This is a genomic window from Massilia jejuensis, from assembly GCF_042656795.1.
Lineage (GTDB): Bacteria > Pseudomonadota > Gammaproteobacteria > Burkholderiales > Burkholderiaceae_D > Telluria > Telluria jejuensis.
The window spans coordinates 54,024-68,783 of sequence record NZ_JBHSMS010000015.1 but is presented as its reverse complement, the minus strand read 5'-3'; the positions used below and the strand labels follow the sequence as shown (position 1 = coordinate 68,783).

Sequence of the window (14,760 nt, the reverse complement as noted above, 5' to 3'; positions counted from 1 at the left end):
AAGTCCGGAACCGTCGAAACACCTGCCGGATACCGGACCGCCATGTCGTCGTGTGGCTCTGCTTTGGCCGGGCGCGCACTACTTTCGCTTTGCCTTCGGTTTTGAGCCCTTTCGCGGTTTCGTCCTTGCCGAATTGTTTCGATCCTTGTACTTGAGCCAACCGAAGAACACCATCATCACGCCGAACAAAACCAGGCCTCCGATTCCGACAACTTCGACCAGGTGATCGTGTAGTGCCTCAGTGGGCTGTTGTTGTAGTTTCATTTATCGCCTCCTTCGATATCAATCGACGCACCGCCGGTTCAACAGCAGTTCAATCCAGCGTCTGCGCCAGATAAATCAGCGTACGCGCGCAAAGCATCAGTACGATGGCAAGACCGGCGAGCGCGTCCAGCCTTCCCGCATCAGCTCCCAGCCCACTAAAGGCGATGCCGAGCGCAGCCGCAGTCGGTGCTGCAGACAGCAGCGCATCGGCCCTGTCACTTCCGCAGCGATCATGAACAGCCCAGCTCGTTAACGCAGCAGTGGTGACTCCAGCGAAAGCTCCAGGTGCAGCAAAGCCCGCCATCGCCACGGCATCGAGTGGCTCGGCGTGAAACAGGCCGTGCGCACCCTGCGCCGTCACGAATATGGCGAGCACCACGCAAGACGTCCAAAGGATGAGCTGTACAGCCGAGAACATCGCATCACGGGCTCTGGACCGGGGCAGCTCGTCCGTCATCTCTTTCGAGTACAGCCGAAATCCGCTACTGGCCACATGATGTGAGGCTGCTCCCATCAGGACGACGCTTTCAAGAACGATTCCTCCGGTCGCGCAGCTCACAAGAGCTACCCCGTGCGCGACCAGGTCCAGCTTGACAAGTCGGGGGCTGCTGCGAAAACACCGGCCCCGGTTTTCTCGATCCATTTCGCCTCCTTAACCGGGCCGCCAGCAGTCCTCGCGGCCCGGTACGCTTAATGGACGAGGACTTTCGCCTTCTGCACCGGTACCTCATCGCTATCCTTGCGATGCGCAAGCCGGTAGAGCAGGGGAAGAACAAGCAGCGTCAGTGCCGTCGATGACAGGATGCCCCCGATGACAACGGTTGCCAGCGGCCGCTGTACCTCGGCGCCAGTACCGGTTGCGATGGCCATCGGTACAAAGCCCAGCGACGCCACCAGGGCGGTCATGAGGACTGGCCGCAGCCGTGTCAACGCGCCATGCGTGATCGCCCGCTCCAGTCCCATGCCTTCCTCGCGCAGGGTGCGGATATAGGAAATCATCACCAGCCCGTTCAGGACCGCCACGCCGGAGAGCGCGATGAAACCGACCGCTGCCGATATCGACATCGGAATGCCGCGCAGGGCCAGGGCGATGACGCCTCCAGTCAGGGCGAATGGAATTCCCGTGAACACGAGCAAGCCGTCTTTGATGTTGTTGAACATCATGAACAGCAGCGTGAACACAATGAACAGGGCAAGCGGCACGACCACCTTCAGGCGCGCGGTTGCCGACTCCAGCTGCTGGAAGGTGCCACCCCAGCTCGTCCAGTAGCCCGCCGGCACCTGGACCTCTTTGGCGATCGCAGCCGCGGCTTCGGGCACGAAGGTGCCGATATCACGTCCGCGCACGTTGGCGCTCACGACAATGCGCCGCTTGCCGTTTTCCCGGCTGATCTGGTTCGGCCCAGGCGTGAATTCGAGGGTCGCAACTTCGCCCAAAGGAATGTAGGACGTCGGGCTGCCCTCCTTGGCAGGCAGCGGGACAGGAAGCTGCCTGAGCGCTTCCAGATCGGCCCTCAGCGTTTCGGGCAGGCGGACGACGATATCGAAGCGGCGGTCGCCCTCGAACATGGTGCCGGCCTCCCGCCCCCCGGTTGCGATCGCGAGTGCCTCCTGTACGGCGCCGATGTTCAGGCCATAGCGCGCCGTCTTCTCGCGGTCGATGTTCACGGTCAGCATCGGCAGGCCGCCCGTTTGCTCGACCTTCACTTCGGCCGCGCCGGGGATGCGCTGGAGTACCTCGGCAATTTCCTGGCCTGTTGAAGCAAGCACATCCATGTCGTCGCCAAAGACCTTGACGGCCACGTCGCTGCGCACACCGGAGATCAGCTCGTTGAAGCGCAACTGGATCGGCTGCGAGAATTCGTAGGCGTTGCCTGCATATTTCTCCGTCTCCTCCTGGATGGCCGTGACAAGCTCGGCCCGGCTCTTCTTCGGCTTCGGCCAGTCCGACTCGGGCTTGAGCATGATGTAACCGTCCGAGATGTTAGGTGGCATCGGGTCGGACGCGATCTCCGCAGTACCGGTCCTGGCGAACACCCTGTCGATCTCGGGGAACTTCGCCTTGAGACCGGCTTCGATCTTCTTCTGCATTTCCACAGACTGGCTCAGGCTGGTGCCGGGGATGCGCAGGGCCTGCAACGCGAGATCGCCTTCGTTCAGGCTCGGGATGAATTCGCTGCCGAGGCGCGTGACCAGTAGCCCGGACAAGAGAACCAGCACGATCGCACTGGTGACGACCAGCGAGGCGTTGCGGAAGACCTTCTCCAGCATGGGAGCATAGGCGCGGCTGGCCATCGTCATGATCTTGTTTTCCTTCTCCGAAACACGCTTGCCGATGAACAGGGCGACGGCGGCAGGGATGAAGGTGATTGACAGGATCATTGCGCCAAGCAGGGCGGCAACCACGGCGAAGGCCATCGGATGGAACATCTTTCCTTCCACACCGGACAGCGCGAAGATCGGCAGGTACACCACCATGATGATGAGCTGGCCGAAGAGGAGCGGGCGCCTGGCTTCCTTGGCAGCTGCGAACACTTCGTGGAAGCGCTCGGTCAGGGTCAGCTCGCGCTTGAGATGGTTCTGCGCATGCGCAAGGCGCCGCACGCAGTTTTCAACGATGACCACGGCGCCGTCGATGATGATGCCGAAGTCGAGAGCACCCAGGCTCATCAGGTTCGCGCTGATCTTGTAGGTTACCATGCCCGTGAACGTGAACAGCATCGCCAGCGGAATGACCATCGCCGTGATGATCGCCGCTCGAATATTGCCGAGGAACAGGAAGAGGATGACGATTACCAGGACCGCGCCCTCGAGCAGGTTCTTCTTCACTGTATTGATGGCCTTGTCGACCAGCACGGTGCGGTCGTAAACGGTCACTGCCTTGACGCCTTTCGGCAGCGAACGATTGACATCGACCATCTTGGCGGCCACTGCCTGGGACACTGCGCGGCTGTTTTCACCGATGAGCATGAACACCGTCCCCAGCACGACTTCGCGGCCATTCTCGGTCGCCGCGCCGGTCCGCAGCTCGCGGCCGATATCGACGGTTGCCACGTCACGTATGCGGATCGGGACGCCATCGACGTTGCTGAGGATGGTGTTGCGGATATCGTCGAGGGTGCGTACCTGGCCCGGCGCCCTGATCAGGAACTGCTCGCCGCGGCGCTCGATATAGCCGGCGCCGACATTATTGTTGTTCTGATCGATCGAACCGACGACGTCGGACAGCGACAGCCCATAGGAACTGAGCTTGGCGGGGTCAGGCGCGATCAGGTATTCCTTGGCGTAGCCACCGATCGAGTTGATTTCGGTGACGCCGGCCACTTGGCGCAACTGCGGCTTGATGATCCAGTCCTGGATTTCGCGCAGGTCGGTCGGCGTGTAGGGCGTGCCATCGGGCTTCTTCGCATCGGGCTCGCTCTCCACCGTCCACAGGTAGATTTCGCCCAGGCCCGTGGAGATCGGTCCCATCATCGGCACAACCCCGGCAGGCAGGTTTTCCCTGGCCTCCTGGATCCTCTGGTTGACGAGCTGGCGGGCAAAATAGATGTCCGTCCCGTCCTTGAAGATGACGGTTACCTGCGACAGGCCGTAGCGCGACAGCGAGCGGGTCTCTTCCAGGCCAGGCAGGCCGGCCATGACCGTCTCGATCGGGAAGGTGACGCGCTGCTCGACTTCGAGCGGCGAATAGCCGGCCGCCGACGTGTTGATCTGGACCTGGACGTTGGTAATGTCAGGAACTGCGTCGATCGGCAGCTTTTGGTAGTTGTAGATGCCGACGGCAGCCATCGCGACGACAGCGACCATGACGAGCCATCGGTGCTCGATGGCGAAGCGGATTATTCGTTCAAACATGTCTGGTTCCTCGTTCAGTGTTCGTGCTCGGCACTACCCTTGCCTTGCTCGGCCTTCACAACGAAGCTTCCCGTTGCAACGTATTCGGCACCGGCGGCCATCCCCTGAACGATTTCCACGACCTTGCCATCGCTCGCGCCAAGGGTGACTGGCCGTGCCTGGAAGCCGTCCGCCGTTTTGACGAACACGACCGGCTTGTTTTCGACCGTTTGTACAGCGTCGGCTTGCACTGTGACGGCGGCCTCCTTCTTGCCGCGTACCACTGACACATTCACGAACAAGCCGGGGCGCCAGGCGAGGCCTGGGTTATCGACCACGACGCGGGCGGTTGCGGTCCGGGTCTGTTCACCCAGCAGGTTGCCCACGTAGCTCACCTTGCCGTTGACTGCTTCGCCGCCGGCCGGAGACCGGATGGTCACGCTCTGGCCGACACTGATTGTTCCCAGGTCTTTGGGGCTGACGGCAATCTGTACCCACACTTTCGACAGGTCGGACAGTACGAAGGCATTGGCGTCTTCCTTGACGGCCTCGCCCTGGGCAAGGTGCTTTTCGACCACCACGGCGTTGAACGGCGCGCGTAAGACATAGCGATTCAGGGCGCCCGAGCCGGACCCGGCGCCCAGCGCGGTCAGTTTCGACCGTGCAGACTGCGCTTCGATCTGGGCCTCGCGGTACTCCTGTTCGGCCTGCAGGTAATCCTGCTGGGCCGAGATCTTGTCTTCCCACAGCTTCTTCTCGCGTTCGTAGGTCACACGCGCGAAACCGACACGCTTGTCGGCCGCGAGGGCAGCGCTGCGCAGTTCAGCGAGCTCCGGGCTGGCAATCTCGGCCAGTGCCTGGCCCTTCCTGACATCCTGGCCGAGTGCGGCGGAGACCGATTCGACCACACCCGCAACACGGGGGACCACGTGCGCCGTGCGGTCCTCGTTGAAGTGCACCTCGCCAGGGAGGGTCACTGCCGTGTCGACGCTGGCGGCGCTTGCCTTGGCGGTAACGATGCCGGCGCTCTGGATTTGCAGGGACGTCATCTTGATCAGGCGGGGCGCGGCGTCGGCGTGGCCTTCTTCCTTGCCTTCCGCATGCCCCCCTTTGGCGGCAGATTTTTCCGTCGTTTCCTCAGCGTGTTCGGTTTCGCCTTCACCGGCCGGGGCGTCTTTCTTCCAGAACAGAATGGCAATCGCAAGAACAATACCTACGGCAACAACGGCCAGGATGGAGAAGGCGGACTTTTTGTCGATGTTGAGTTTCATGGGGATATCCTGTTTTTCGAGGTGGCGCCGTCGATGTCGACATAGCGGCCAAGGTCTGCGACGGCACGGTAGCGGTCGTACAGCGCCTGGATGTACTGGGTGCGGGTCTGCAGGAGCGTACGCTGGGCGTCGAGGACGTCGAGGAAACTGAACTTGCCTGCTTCAAATCCTGTGACGGCTGCATCGAACACGCGCTGTGCCCTTGGCAAAATTTCCTGGCGCATGGTGCGTACCTGTTCGCCGGAGAGCTGTGCCCGCTGGTAGGTGGCCGTCAGCGACTGGTGCAGGCGCAGCTGCTCCGCTTCAAGTTCAGTACGTGCCTTTTCAGCCCGGGAAAGCGACGCCTGGAGGCTGCCCTGGTTCCGGTTAAACAACGGAATTGGCAGCGAAACGCCGAGCACGGTTTGCGAGCGGCCGATTTCGTCATCCTTCTGCCTGCCGGCAATGAGCGTCAAATCGGGCATGCGCTGGGAACGGTCGAGGCCGACCTGCGCTTGCTCGCGCTCTACCCGCAGGCGGGAGCGCCGCAGCTGGGGCGAGGCGTCCAGCCGCCGCTGCAGCTCGTCCAGCGCCGGGGCAGGCGCCAGATCCAGCTCGGGGGGCGCGAGGGGCTGCGATACCGCAGTGGTCTCCCCCCAATAGGCAGCCAACGTGTGCAAGGCGATGGACAGTTCGCTCTGGGCCTGGGAAAGCTCGAGCCGGGCCGATGCCTGGGCTACGCCGGCGCGATCCTGTTCGACCGGCGACACTCGCCCGGCTGCGACCCGTTTTTCCGCTGCATAGGCAGCCTTGCCGGCCACGTCGAGCGAAGCCTGGGCCACTTGCAGCCGCTCCTGCGCACCAAGTGCGTCGAAATAGGCGGTGGTAACGTCGGCGCGCAAGTCTGTGCGCGCAACGCCAAGATTTCCCAAGGCAAGGCTACGCTCGCTCTCTGCGAGTCTGATGCGGGCGGAACGCTTGCCTCCGAGTTCGAGCACCTGGCTAAGCTGGACTGTTTGGGTGCGGGCACCGTGCTGTGTTCCTTCGCGAACAAACGAGACCTCGGGATTGCGAAACACGCCGGCTTGGCGGCGCGTACCCTCGGCAATTGCTACGTCAAGTGCGGCTGCGCGCAGTGTCGGATTGGCCGCCAGGGCCTTGGCAACGGCCTGCTCGAGCGTCAGGGGCGAGCTCGTGGCCGGGGAGGGCTGCTGGGGTGCGCCAGGTAAAACCGGCTGCGCTGTGATCTGCGCAGCACTCGGCAGCGCCTGTGCAAATAGCACAGCCGCCCCGAGGACGAAAAATTTGGAATGCATGAATAACTCCGGTTATTGAAAACGAAGGCTATTCAGCAGCGAAACGTATCGGGATGGCCTTCCGGCCTCCCGCACAACGATGAGTGGATGTATACGATCTGCCGCCGAATCAGACGGCGGAGATCCATTGGGGCCGCTCGGGCCGGTCGGAGTACAGGGAAGAGTAGTGCAGCGAAGCAGCCGGCGGCACGAGGCGAACAGGCTCCAGGATCGCTACGGCTACAGGAAGAGCATCGAAGGACAGGGAGATGTGGGCGCAGGACGAGCAGTGCGAATGCATGCTTGCTTTCTTCGCCGGGCCAGAGGGCTGGTCCTTCCCGTCGAATGCGACCTTGTGGCCATCGGGTTCGGACGAGTGGTGTCCGAAATGCTGAGCGGCACGGCCCGACTCATGCTCGCAATACGCAGCGACCACGCTCCAGCTGAGCTGAAGAGCGAGGATCGTCAAGACGAGATAGATGAAGCGTCGGGCGGCCATGGAGAAAAGTATAGCATGGGGCATCGTTTTGCTTTTGCACCTTATGCGGAGGGCTAGTGAGCGAGCGCAGCAAAACGGTGCCCAGCTATAATGCTGCAGTGTTGCTTCTGGATGAGAACTGCGTTGATACTGAAAACTACACTGCTATTTGTCGCCACCGCCATCGCCGAAATCGTCGGCTGCTTCCTGCCTTATCTTTGGTTGCGCAAGGGCGGCTCGATCTGGCTCCTGGTGCCGGCAGCGGCCAGTCTCGCGATTTTTGTCTGGTTACTTACTCTGCATCCGGCGGCTAGCGGCGGGTGTACGCAGCCTTCGGCGGCGTCTGCGTCGCGACCGCCCTGGTCTGGCTGAGATTCGTCGATGGGGTGAAGTTATCGACGCTGGACTGGGCGGGGGCGGCAATTGCCTTGTTCGGCATGGCAATCATCGTTTCCGGGTGGAGTAAGGGAAGGTGAAACAGGTGTATCGAGGGAAACCAGGACGGGAAGGCGCCTGATTTCCTTCACGATTCAGATTTTTTGTAGCTGCCGGTCAATCGCCTTCTGGGCGCGCTCGTTACGTTCGCTATACCTATCTGTCAAATAGTCCGTGCGACCCCGCGTCAAGAGGGTAAATTTGAATAACTCCTCCATGACGTCGACCACGCGGTCGTAGTATGCCGAGGGACGCATGCGACCCTCATCATCGAACTCCTTATAGGCCATCGGTACCGAAGACTGGTTCGGGATCGTGAACATGCGCATCCAGCGCCCCAGGAGTCGCAGAGTGTTGACGACGTTGAACGATTGCGACCCACCACAAACTTGCATGACTGCCAGCGTGCGCCCCTGGCTCGGGCGGATCGCGCCCATCTCAAGCGGTATCCAGTCGATCTGATTCTTCATCACTGCAGTGATTGCACCGTGGCGCTCAGGGCTGCACCAGACCTGGCCCTCGGACCACAGGCACAGCTCGCGCAGTTCGACCACTTTTGGATGGGTTTCCGGCACACTGCCGACCATCGGCAACTCCATCGGATCGAAGATCTTCACCTCGGCACCGAACTGCTCGAGAATGCGCGCGGCCTCGTACGTGAGAAAGCGGCTGAAGGAGCGTTCGCGTAGGGAGCCGTAGAGCATCAGGATGCGCGGCGGGTGGTTCATGTCGCCAACCGGTGCGAGCTTTTCGACGGTCGGCATGTCGAGCAGCTCCGGTTGGATGTTGGGGAGGTTCGGGATCTTACTCATTTGATTTGCTTACCTTCGGAATCGATCACAAGCTCGCCGTCTTCTTTCGTGAAGGCACCTTTCTGTGGCACGGGCAGGATATCCAGGACCGCCTCGGAAGGTCGACACAAGCGGACACCTGACGGCGTCACCACGAAGGGGCGATTGATCAGGATCGGATGCGCAAGCATCGCATCGATTAACTGCTCGTCGGTGGTCCCTGGGTTGTCCAAACCGAGCTCGGCGAACGGAGTACCTTTCTCGCGGACAGCCTCGCGTACCGACAGTCCTGCCCGCGATATGAGATCGACCAGGGTTGCCCGGTCGGGCGGATTCTTCAGGTACTCGATGATCGTCGGCTCGATACCGGCATTGCGAATCAAACCCAGCGTATTGCGCGAAGTACCGCAGTCCGGATTGTGGTAAATGGTGACGTCCACGTTTCTGTAACCTTTCTTAGCTCAGGCGCAGGGCAAGCGCGCACAGGGTGACGAAGAGGATCGGCAGCGTCAGCACGATACCGACTCGGAAATAGTAGCCCCACGCGATATGGATATTCTTCGCGTCCAGCACGTGCAGCCAGAGCAGGGTGGCGAGGCTGCCGATCGGCGTGATCTTCGGCCCGAGGTCGGCGCCGATGACGTTCGCGTAGACCATTGCCTCGCGCACCACGCCCGTGGTGGCGGTGGCGTCGATCGCCAGCGCGCCCACCAGCACGGTCGGCATGTTGTTCATGATCGAGGACAGGATCGCCGTGATGAACCCAGTGCCGAGGGCCGCGCCCCACACGCCATACTGCGCACAAATATCCAGTACATTCGTCAGGTAGTCGGTCAGGCCCGCATTGCGAAGTCCATACACGACCAGGTACATACCGAGCGAGAATACGACAACCTGCCACGGGGCGCCGCGCAGCACCGCGCGTGTCGATATGCGGTGCCCGCGTGCGGCCACCGCCAGCAGCAGGGCCGCCCCCACTGCTGCCACGGCGCTGATCGGGACGCCGATGTCGTCAAGCCAGAAGAAGCCGACCAGAAGCATTGCCAGGACCCACCAGCCGGTAACAAACGTTGCGCGGTCATGGATGGCCTCTTCGGGGCGCTTCAATTGTGCCAGGTCGTAGTTCGCTGGAATGTCCTTGCGGAAGAACCAAGTGAGTGCCCCGAGCGTTGCTGCCACCGACACCAGATTAACCGGCACCATCACCCCCGCATAGCGCGCGAAGCTGATGTCGAAGTAGTCGGCCGAAACAATGTTGACGAGGTTCGACACGACCAGCGGCAGACTGGCGGTATCGGCAATGAATCCGGCCGCCATGACGAAAGCGAGTGTGGCTTTTGCTGAAAAGCGCAGCGCAACGAGCATGGCGATGACGATCGGCGTGAGGATCAGTGCCGCGCCATCGTTGGCGAACAAGGCCGCCACCGCTGCGCCGAGCAAGACCAGTAGGATGAACAGGCGTCGGCCATTGCCTTTACCCCAGCGCGCCACATGCAGGGCCGCCCACTCGAAGAAGCCTGCCTTGTCGAGCAGCAGGCTAATGATGATGACGGCTACGAAAGCTCCCGTCGCATTCCAGACGATGCCCCACACCACAGGGATGTCGGCTATGTCGATAACGCCGGCGAGCAGGGCGACGACGGCACCGGCGCTAGCGCTCCAGCCGATGCCCAGCCCGCGGGGCTGCCAGATGACAAAAATGAGGGTAACGAAGAAAATCAGGAATGCGATGAGCACAAAGGGTCCTAGTCAGCAGGTCAATAAGTTGAAGCGTCGATAACAGCGTCCCGCGTCATGCGGGACGCGCAGCTCAAGGGAGCAGGGTGCCGATGCGGTCGAGCTCGGCCTTGAACCGGGCCTTGTCAGCTTTGAGCTCTTCGAGCGGCAAGGCCAGGAAGGCTTGCGTACGGGCCAGGATGATTTCATACGTCCGCTCGAATGCCTCTTCGATATCCTCGTCAGTGCCGACGACGTGGCTCGGGTCTTCCAGGCCCCAGTGAGTGCGCAGCACTGGACCGAGGTAAGCAGGACAGGTCTCGCCGGCAGCACTACTGCAGACGGTCACGACGATATCCGGCATTACCGGCAAGTCGTCCCACGACTTGCTGTAGTAGCCCTCGGTCGAGATCCCTTTACGGTTCAAGAGCGCGACGGCGCGCGGATGCAGCCAGCCCGTTGGTTGGCTACCGGCGCTGATCGCCTTCAGGCCTTCCGGGGCGAGATGATTGAAAGTGCCCTCGCTGAGGACAGAGCGGCAGGAGTTGCCAGTGCAGAGAAACAGTACGTTCATGTGATTTGTGGTGGGTTTAAAGTGTCAAACAGGTGTCTGGCCGATGGCGTTCACTTCGGCCTGGAGCGCGTTCTTCTCGAGCATGTGCAGCGGAAGACTGGCGAATACGTTCACGCGTGCCAGGATCTGGCGGAATATCTTCTGGAACATGGCACGCCGCTCGGTCTCGCTACCCGTGCAGGCGGCAGGATCCTCGAAGCCCCAATGCGCGGAGATCGGATGGCCAGGCCAATACGGGCATGCTTCCCCAGCCGCCTTGTCGCAGACGGTAAAGATGAAGTCCATGTGCGGCGCGCCTGGGCTGCCGAACTCGTCCCAGCTTTTGCTGCGCAACTGGTCGATTGGGTAACCAGTGGCGAGCACCTGTTCGATCGCCAACGGATGGACGGAGCCGGCTGGGTGACTACCGGCCGAGAAGGTGCGAAAGCGCCCCTTGCCTACAGTCGAGAGCAGTGCTTCGGCCATGATGCTGCGCGCCGAGTTGCCGGTGCAAAGGAACAGGACGTTATAGACCTTGTCTTGCATGAGATTCCCTTTCAATTGGATGGATAGCGTCCGTTCGTGGCCGGCTTCACCCCGCCTTGCACACATCACCAGCGGCTGCGTCGCAGGGCACGCCCCCGCAGCAGTTCTCCGTCAGAAACCCGATCAGCCCGTTCATGGTTTCGACGTTCGCGGAATAAATCACAAAGCGTCCGTCCTGCCTGGAAGAGAGCAGACCTGCATGCGACAACTCTTTCAGGTGGAACGACAACGACGAGGGAGGGATGTCCAGGTGTTCGGCAATCTTGCTGGCGGCGAGCCCAGCCGGCCCGGCCTGTACAAGCAGCCGAAATACCGCCAGTCGGCTTTCCTGTGCCAGGGCCGCGAGCGCTGCGAGTATTGCTTTGGTATCCATGGCTTTCCCATTCGATGATTTGCAAGATGTCGGGATCATACCCGAGCAATACGACGGTTCCAAGATTATCGAAATATATTGACAGCTTCATGACATGCGGTTTATTCTTCATTCGTTGATTGCCGAATTACGAACGAACGATATGACGACCTGCTGTGCACCGAAGAACGACGCTGCCGCGCCTGAGATAAACGCTGATGAACTCGCCATGTTGTGCAAGGCGCTTGCCCATCCGGCGCGTGTCCAGTTGCTCAATTACCTGTCGGCCTACGGCGCCTGTTACTTCGGCAGCCTGGCCGATATCCTGCCGCTCGCCGCATCGACGATTTCGCAGCATGTCAGCGTGCTCAAGCAGGCCGGCCTGATCATCGGCTCGGCAGACGAGCAGCGTGTCTGCTATTGCGTGAACGCGGACCGGCTTAAGCAGCTTAAGCGAATGATCGGGAATCTCTAAAATTTTTTTGCCGTCTTATTCGTAGTTCGACGAATACCTAACGTGATCCACAACTGACATATTTAACTTGATGACTTGGGAGACAACATGAACAACATCCTCAACAAAACGCTTCCTGTCGCCGTGCTAGGGGCTGGTCCCGTCGGCCTCGCTGCGGCGGCTCACCTTGTGGCGCGTGGCTTCACGCCGCTGATCCTGGAAGCGGGTGCACAGGTGGCCAGCAACCTGGAAAGCTATCGCCACGTGCGCCTGTTCTCGCCATGGCAGTACAACGTCGACAAGGTAGCCCGAGGATTGCTCCTGGCAGCCGGCTGGCAAGCGCCCGAGCCGGAAGCTTTGCCCACCGCAGGAGAGATCGTCGAGCACTACCTGAAGCCGCTCGCCGCGCTACCCGCGCTCGCCGCCGGCCTCAGGCTCGGGCACCGCGTCGTCGCGATCACCCGCGCCGGATTCGACAAGGTCAAGACCCGCGGCCGCAAGGATGCCCCATTCGTGATCCGCGCAGCCACGCTTGAAGGTGAGCGTGAATACCTGGCCAGCGCCGTGATCGACGCCACCGGGACATGGTCGCAGCCCAATCCGCTCGGCGCCGGGGGGCTGCCAGCCCAGGGCGAAAGTGCGCTGCGCGACCGGATTGCTTATGGCATGCCGGACGTACTCGGCGTGGAGCGGCAACGCTACGCCGGTCGACGCGTACTCGTGACCGGGACCGGGCATTCGGCCGCGGGCTCCTTGCTGGCCCTGGCAACACTGGCCGAGCAGGTGCCTGGCACCCGCCTGATCTGGGTCATCCGCGGACGCCAGAGTGCCAGGCTGTTTGGCGGGGGCGAAGCTGACGGCTTGGCGGCGCGGGGCCTGCTGGGCATGCGCCTGAAGGCGCTCAAGCAGTCGGGCAGGCTGGAGCTGCACGAGGAATTCCGGATCGCGTCCCTTGCCGCCACCGCCAGCGGTATCACGGTGAGCGGCGATACCGGCGCGACCATCGACGGCATCGACGAGATCATCGCTGCCACCGGCGCCCGCCCGAACCTCGGCATCACGCGTGAACTGCGGGTGCGCAACGACCCCTGGCTGGAGAGTACCGACCTGCTGGCACCGTTGATCGACCCGAACGAACACAGCTGCGGTACGGTACGCCCCCACGGTCACCGCGAGCTGGCGCATCCGGAACACGGATACTATGCAGTTGGCGCGAAGAGCTACGGGCGGGCGCCAAACTTCCTGATGGCGACCGGCTATGAGCAGGTGCGCTCGGTGGTCGCCGCCCTGGCTGGCGACATGCTTGCCGCCGACGACGTGCAGCTGGAACTGCCGGAGACCGGTGTCTGCAGCACCCGGCAAGCGTACGCCAGCGAACCGGTGGCATCCGCTTGCTGTGGCGGGCCAGCGCCGAGCCAGGAAACTGCGTGCTGCGTTGCAGATGCAGAGGCGAAGGAGCAAGGGAAGGGCGGATGTGGCTGCCCCTCGCTGCCGAACCTTGCGCCATCGGCCAAGCCGGCAGGCTGCGCCTAAGCGATGTCGATTCCGGTGGTGCCGTGCGCCGCCTGCTCATGAACGAGGACCTATGACTACCCAGTGGCGCACCATTGGCATCCTTGCTTGTACACAGATTGTCTCCTGGGGATCGCTGTATTACGCGTTCAGCATCCTTGCACCGAGTATCCAGCGTGAGCTCGGGTGGAGCCCGACACTCGTTTTCGGCGCCTATTCGTGGAGCCTGCTAATCGCCGGCCTGGTGGCGACGCCGATCGGCATCCTGCTCGATCGCAACGGTGGCCAGATGGTCATGGGCGCGGGCTCGGTCGTGTGCGCCATCGGCTTTTTCCTGCTGAGCGAGAGCCGCAGCCCGGTGGCTTATGTCACGGCCTGGACGATTCTCGGCCTTGCAATGAGCCTGACGCTGTACGAGGCGGCGTTTGCCACGATTAACCGCAGGTTCGCGGGCGCCGGACGCCAGGCGATATCGACCCTGACCCTGTTCGCGGGCTTCGCCAGCACCATCTTCTGGCCGCTGACGCAGGCCTTGAATATGTCTGTCGGCTGGCGCGACAGCTACCTTTGGTTCGGCGCCTTGCAGCTGCTGGTATGCCTGCCGCTGCACCTGCTGCTGGGCCGTGAGCAGCCATTGTCACGGCGTCCGGTCACTGTAGCGCAACGCGGCCATACCTTGGCCGAGGCAGTGCGCCACCCGGCGTTCTGGAAGCTGGCGATGGCGTTCTCGGCTAATATTTTCGTTTTCTCCGCGCTGTCCGTTCACCTAATCCCGCTGCTGCAGGGACTAGGGCACAGCGCTCGCGTAGCAATCCTGGTCGCCATGCTGATCGGCCCCATGCAGGTAGCCGGCCGTATCCTGGAGCGGACAGTCGCCCGTAACACAGCGCCGCAGACCGTCGGGAAGTTCTGTTTCAGCGCACTGCCTGCCGCGCTCGTCGCCGTTCTCTGGTTTGGCACCCAGGCGTGGGCAGTTGCGGTTTTCTGCATCTTGTATGGTCTCAGCAACGGCATCATCACGATCGTTCGCGGCACTTTGCCGCAAGCGATGTTCGGCAGCGAAAACTACGGCGCCATTTCCGGTGCATTGGCTGGCCCGGCACTGCTGGCAAAGGCGAGCGGACCGATTATCGCGGCGTGGGTACTTGGCCAGGGTGGAACGCCGACTCTGCTGCTCGGAGTGCTGTTTGGCGTCGCCGTCGCGTCTGTCGGCCTCTATTTCGCCGCGATTAGGGGGGAGGCGCCGCGGGCAATAACGAACTCAGCGTAATGGACTCATT

15 protein-coding genes and 1 pseudogene are annotated in these 14,760 nt (G+C 61.9%); 4 read left to right on the top strand and 12 right to left on the bottom strand.

Annotation, left to right across the window (positions count from 1 at the left end; all coding sequences use genetic code 11):
• Positions 1-78: 78 nt before the first annotated feature.
• From ACFPOU_RS04730 to ACFPOU_RS04705, 6 genes are all read right to left on the bottom strand, one after another.
• Positions 79-264, bottom strand: coding sequence for a hypothetical protein (locus tag ACFPOU_RS04730; protein WP_379717728.1), 186 nt, complete (start codon positions 262-264; stop codon positions 79-81).
• A gap of 49 nt (positions 265-313) precedes the next feature.
• The gene (locus ACFPOU_RS04725; protein WP_379717726.1) at positions 314-907 is read right to left on the bottom strand and encodes a hypothetical protein; all 594 of its coding nucleotides are present in this window, start codon (positions 905-907) and stop codon (positions 314-316) included.
• Between the two features lie 47 nt (positions 908-954).
• On the bottom strand, positions 955-4,119 hold the full coding sequence (locus ACFPOU_RS04720) for a CusA/CzcA family heavy metal efflux RND transporter (protein WP_379717724.1): 3,165 nt from the start codon (positions 4,117-4,119) through the stop codon (positions 955-957).
• A gap of 14 nt (positions 4,120-4,133) precedes the next feature.
• Positions 4,134-5,369, bottom strand: a complete 1,236-nt coding sequence (locus ACFPOU_RS04715; protein ID WP_379717722.1) for an efflux RND transporter periplasmic adaptor subunit — start codon at positions 5,367-5,369, stop codon at positions 4,134-4,136.
• A complete protein-coding gene (locus ACFPOU_RS04710; protein WP_379717720.1) occupies positions 5,366-6,664 on the bottom strand; it encodes a TolC family protein in 1,299 nt (432 codons plus the stop codon). The genes ACFPOU_RS04715 and ACFPOU_RS04710 overlap by 4 nt, the downstream gene beginning before the upstream one ends.
• Positions 6,665-6,773: 109 nt before the next feature.
• Positions 6,774-7,142, bottom strand: a complete 369-nt coding sequence (locus ACFPOU_RS04705; protein WP_379717718.1) for a hypothetical protein — start codon at positions 7,140-7,142, stop codon at positions 6,774-6,776.
• Between the two features lie 111 nt (positions 7,143-7,253).
• On the opposite strand from ACFPOU_RS04705, the pseudogene ACFPOU_RS04700 reads away from it, so the two are divergent.
• Positions 7,254-7,597 (top strand): annotated as a pseudogene (locus ACFPOU_RS04700) (YnfA family protein).
• Between the two features lie 54 nt (positions 7,598-7,651).
• On the opposite strand, the gene arsH reads toward ACFPOU_RS04700, so the two are convergent.
• From arsH to ACFPOU_RS04670, 6 genes are all read right to left on the bottom strand, one after another.
• On the bottom strand, positions 7,652-8,368 hold the full coding sequence (arsH, locus tag ACFPOU_RS04695; RefSeq protein ID WP_379717716.1) for an arsenical resistance protein ArsH: 717 nt from the start codon (positions 8,366-8,368) through the stop codon (positions 7,652-7,654).
• The gene (arsC, locus tag ACFPOU_RS04690) at positions 8,365-8,787 is read right to left on the bottom strand and encodes an arsenate reductase (glutaredoxin) (RefSeq protein ID WP_379717714.1); all 423 of its coding nucleotides are present in this window, start codon (positions 8,785-8,787) and stop codon (positions 8,365-8,367) included. Before arsC ends, arsH begins: the two co-directional genes overlap by 4 nt.
• Before the next feature lie 16 nt (positions 8,788-8,803).
• Complete coding sequence (locus ACFPOU_RS04685) at positions 8,804-10,084, bottom strand: arsenic transporter (protein ID WP_379717712.1); 1,281 nt, start codon at positions 10,082-10,084, stop codon at positions 8,804-8,806.
• Positions 10,085-10,157: 73 nt separating this feature from the next.
• Entirely contained in the window at positions 10,158-10,637 is a 480-nt protein-coding gene (locus tag ACFPOU_RS04680; protein ID WP_379717710.1) for an arsenate reductase ArsC, read from the bottom strand.
• Positions 10,638-10,661: 24 nt separating this feature from the next.
• Positions 10,662-11,162, bottom strand: coding sequence for an arsenate reductase ArsC (locus ACFPOU_RS04675; protein ID WP_379717708.1), 501 nt, complete (start codon positions 11,160-11,162; stop codon positions 10,662-10,664).
• Positions 11,163-11,208: 46 nt separating this feature from the next.
• Complete coding sequence (locus ACFPOU_RS04670; RefSeq protein ID WP_379717706.1) at positions 11,209-11,535, bottom strand: ArsR/SmtB family transcription factor; 327 nt, start codon at positions 11,533-11,535, stop codon at positions 11,209-11,211.
• 94 nt (positions 11,536-11,629) lie between these two features.
• Between ACFPOU_RS04670 and ACFPOU_RS04665 the strand changes: the two genes are divergently transcribed.
• The 3 genes from ACFPOU_RS04665 (at position 11,630) to ACFPOU_RS04655 (ending at position 14,750) form a co-directional block, all read left to right on the top strand.
• Positions 11,630-11,989, top strand: coding sequence for an ArsR/SmtB family transcription factor (locus ACFPOU_RS04665; RefSeq protein WP_379717704.1), 360 nt, complete (start codon positions 11,630-11,632; stop codon positions 11,987-11,989).
• Between the two features lie 87 nt (positions 11,990-12,076).
• Positions 12,077-13,501 carry an NAD(P)-binding domain-containing protein gene (locus ACFPOU_RS04660; protein ID WP_379717702.1) on the top strand — a complete coding sequence of 475 codons (1,425 nt, stop codon included), beginning with the start codon at positions 12,077-12,079 and terminating at the stop codon, positions 13,499-13,501.
• 52 nt (positions 13,502-13,553) lie between these two features.
• Positions 13,554-14,750, top strand: coding sequence for an MFS transporter (locus ACFPOU_RS04655; RefSeq protein WP_379717700.1), 1,197 nt, complete (start codon positions 13,554-13,556; stop codon positions 14,748-14,750).
• Positions 14,751-14,760 lie beyond the last annotated feature (10 nt).

Coding starts and splice junctions, on each gene's coding strand:
- ACFPOU_RS04705 (WP_379717718.1), bottom strand. CDS start 7,142: ATGGCCGCCCGACGCTTCATCTATCTCGTCTTGACGATCCTCGCTCTT.
- ACFPOU_RS04715 (WP_379717722.1), bottom strand. CDS start 5,369: ATGAAACTCAACATCGACAAAAAGTCCGCCTTCTCCATCCTGGCCGTT.
- ACFPOU_RS04665 (WP_379717704.1), top strand. CDS start 11,630: ATGCGGTTTATTCTTCATTCGTTGATTGCCGAATTACGAACGAACGAT.
- ACFPOU_RS04675 (WP_379717708.1), bottom strand. CDS start 11,162: ATGCAAGACAAGGTCTATAACGTCCTGTTCCTTTGCACCGGCAACTCG.
- ACFPOU_RS04730 (WP_379717728.1), bottom strand. CDS start 264: ATGAAACTACAACAACAGCCCACTGAGGCACTACACGATCACCTGGTC.
- ACFPOU_RS04680 (WP_379717710.1), bottom strand. CDS start 10,637: ATGAACGTACTGTTTCTCTGCACTGGCAACTCCTGCCGCTCTGTCCTC.
- ACFPOU_RS04710 (WP_379717720.1), bottom strand. CDS start 6,664: ATGCATTCCAAATTTTTCGTCCTCGGGGCGGCTGTGCTATTTGCACAG.
- ACFPOU_RS04720 (WP_379717724.1), bottom strand. CDS start 4,119: ATGTTTGAACGAATAATCCGCTTCGCCATCGAGCACCGATGGCTCGTC.
- ACFPOU_RS04725 (WP_379717726.1), bottom strand. CDS start 907: ATGGATCGAGAAAACCGGGGCCGGTGTTTTCGCAGCAGCCCCCGACTT.
- ACFPOU_RS04655 (WP_379717700.1), top strand. CDS start 13,554: ATGACTACCCAGTGGCGCACCATTGGCATCCTTGCTTGTACACAGATT.
- arsH (WP_379717716.1), bottom strand. CDS start 8,368: ATGAGTAAGATCCCGAACCTCCCCAACATCCAACCGGAGCTGCTCGAC.
- ACFPOU_RS04660 (WP_379717702.1), top strand. CDS start 12,077: ATGAACAACATCCTCAACAAAACGCTTCCTGTCGCCGTGCTAGGGGCT.
- ACFPOU_RS04670 (WP_379717706.1), bottom strand. CDS start 11,535: ATGGATACCAAAGCAATACTCGCAGCGCTCGCGGCCCTGGCACAGGAA.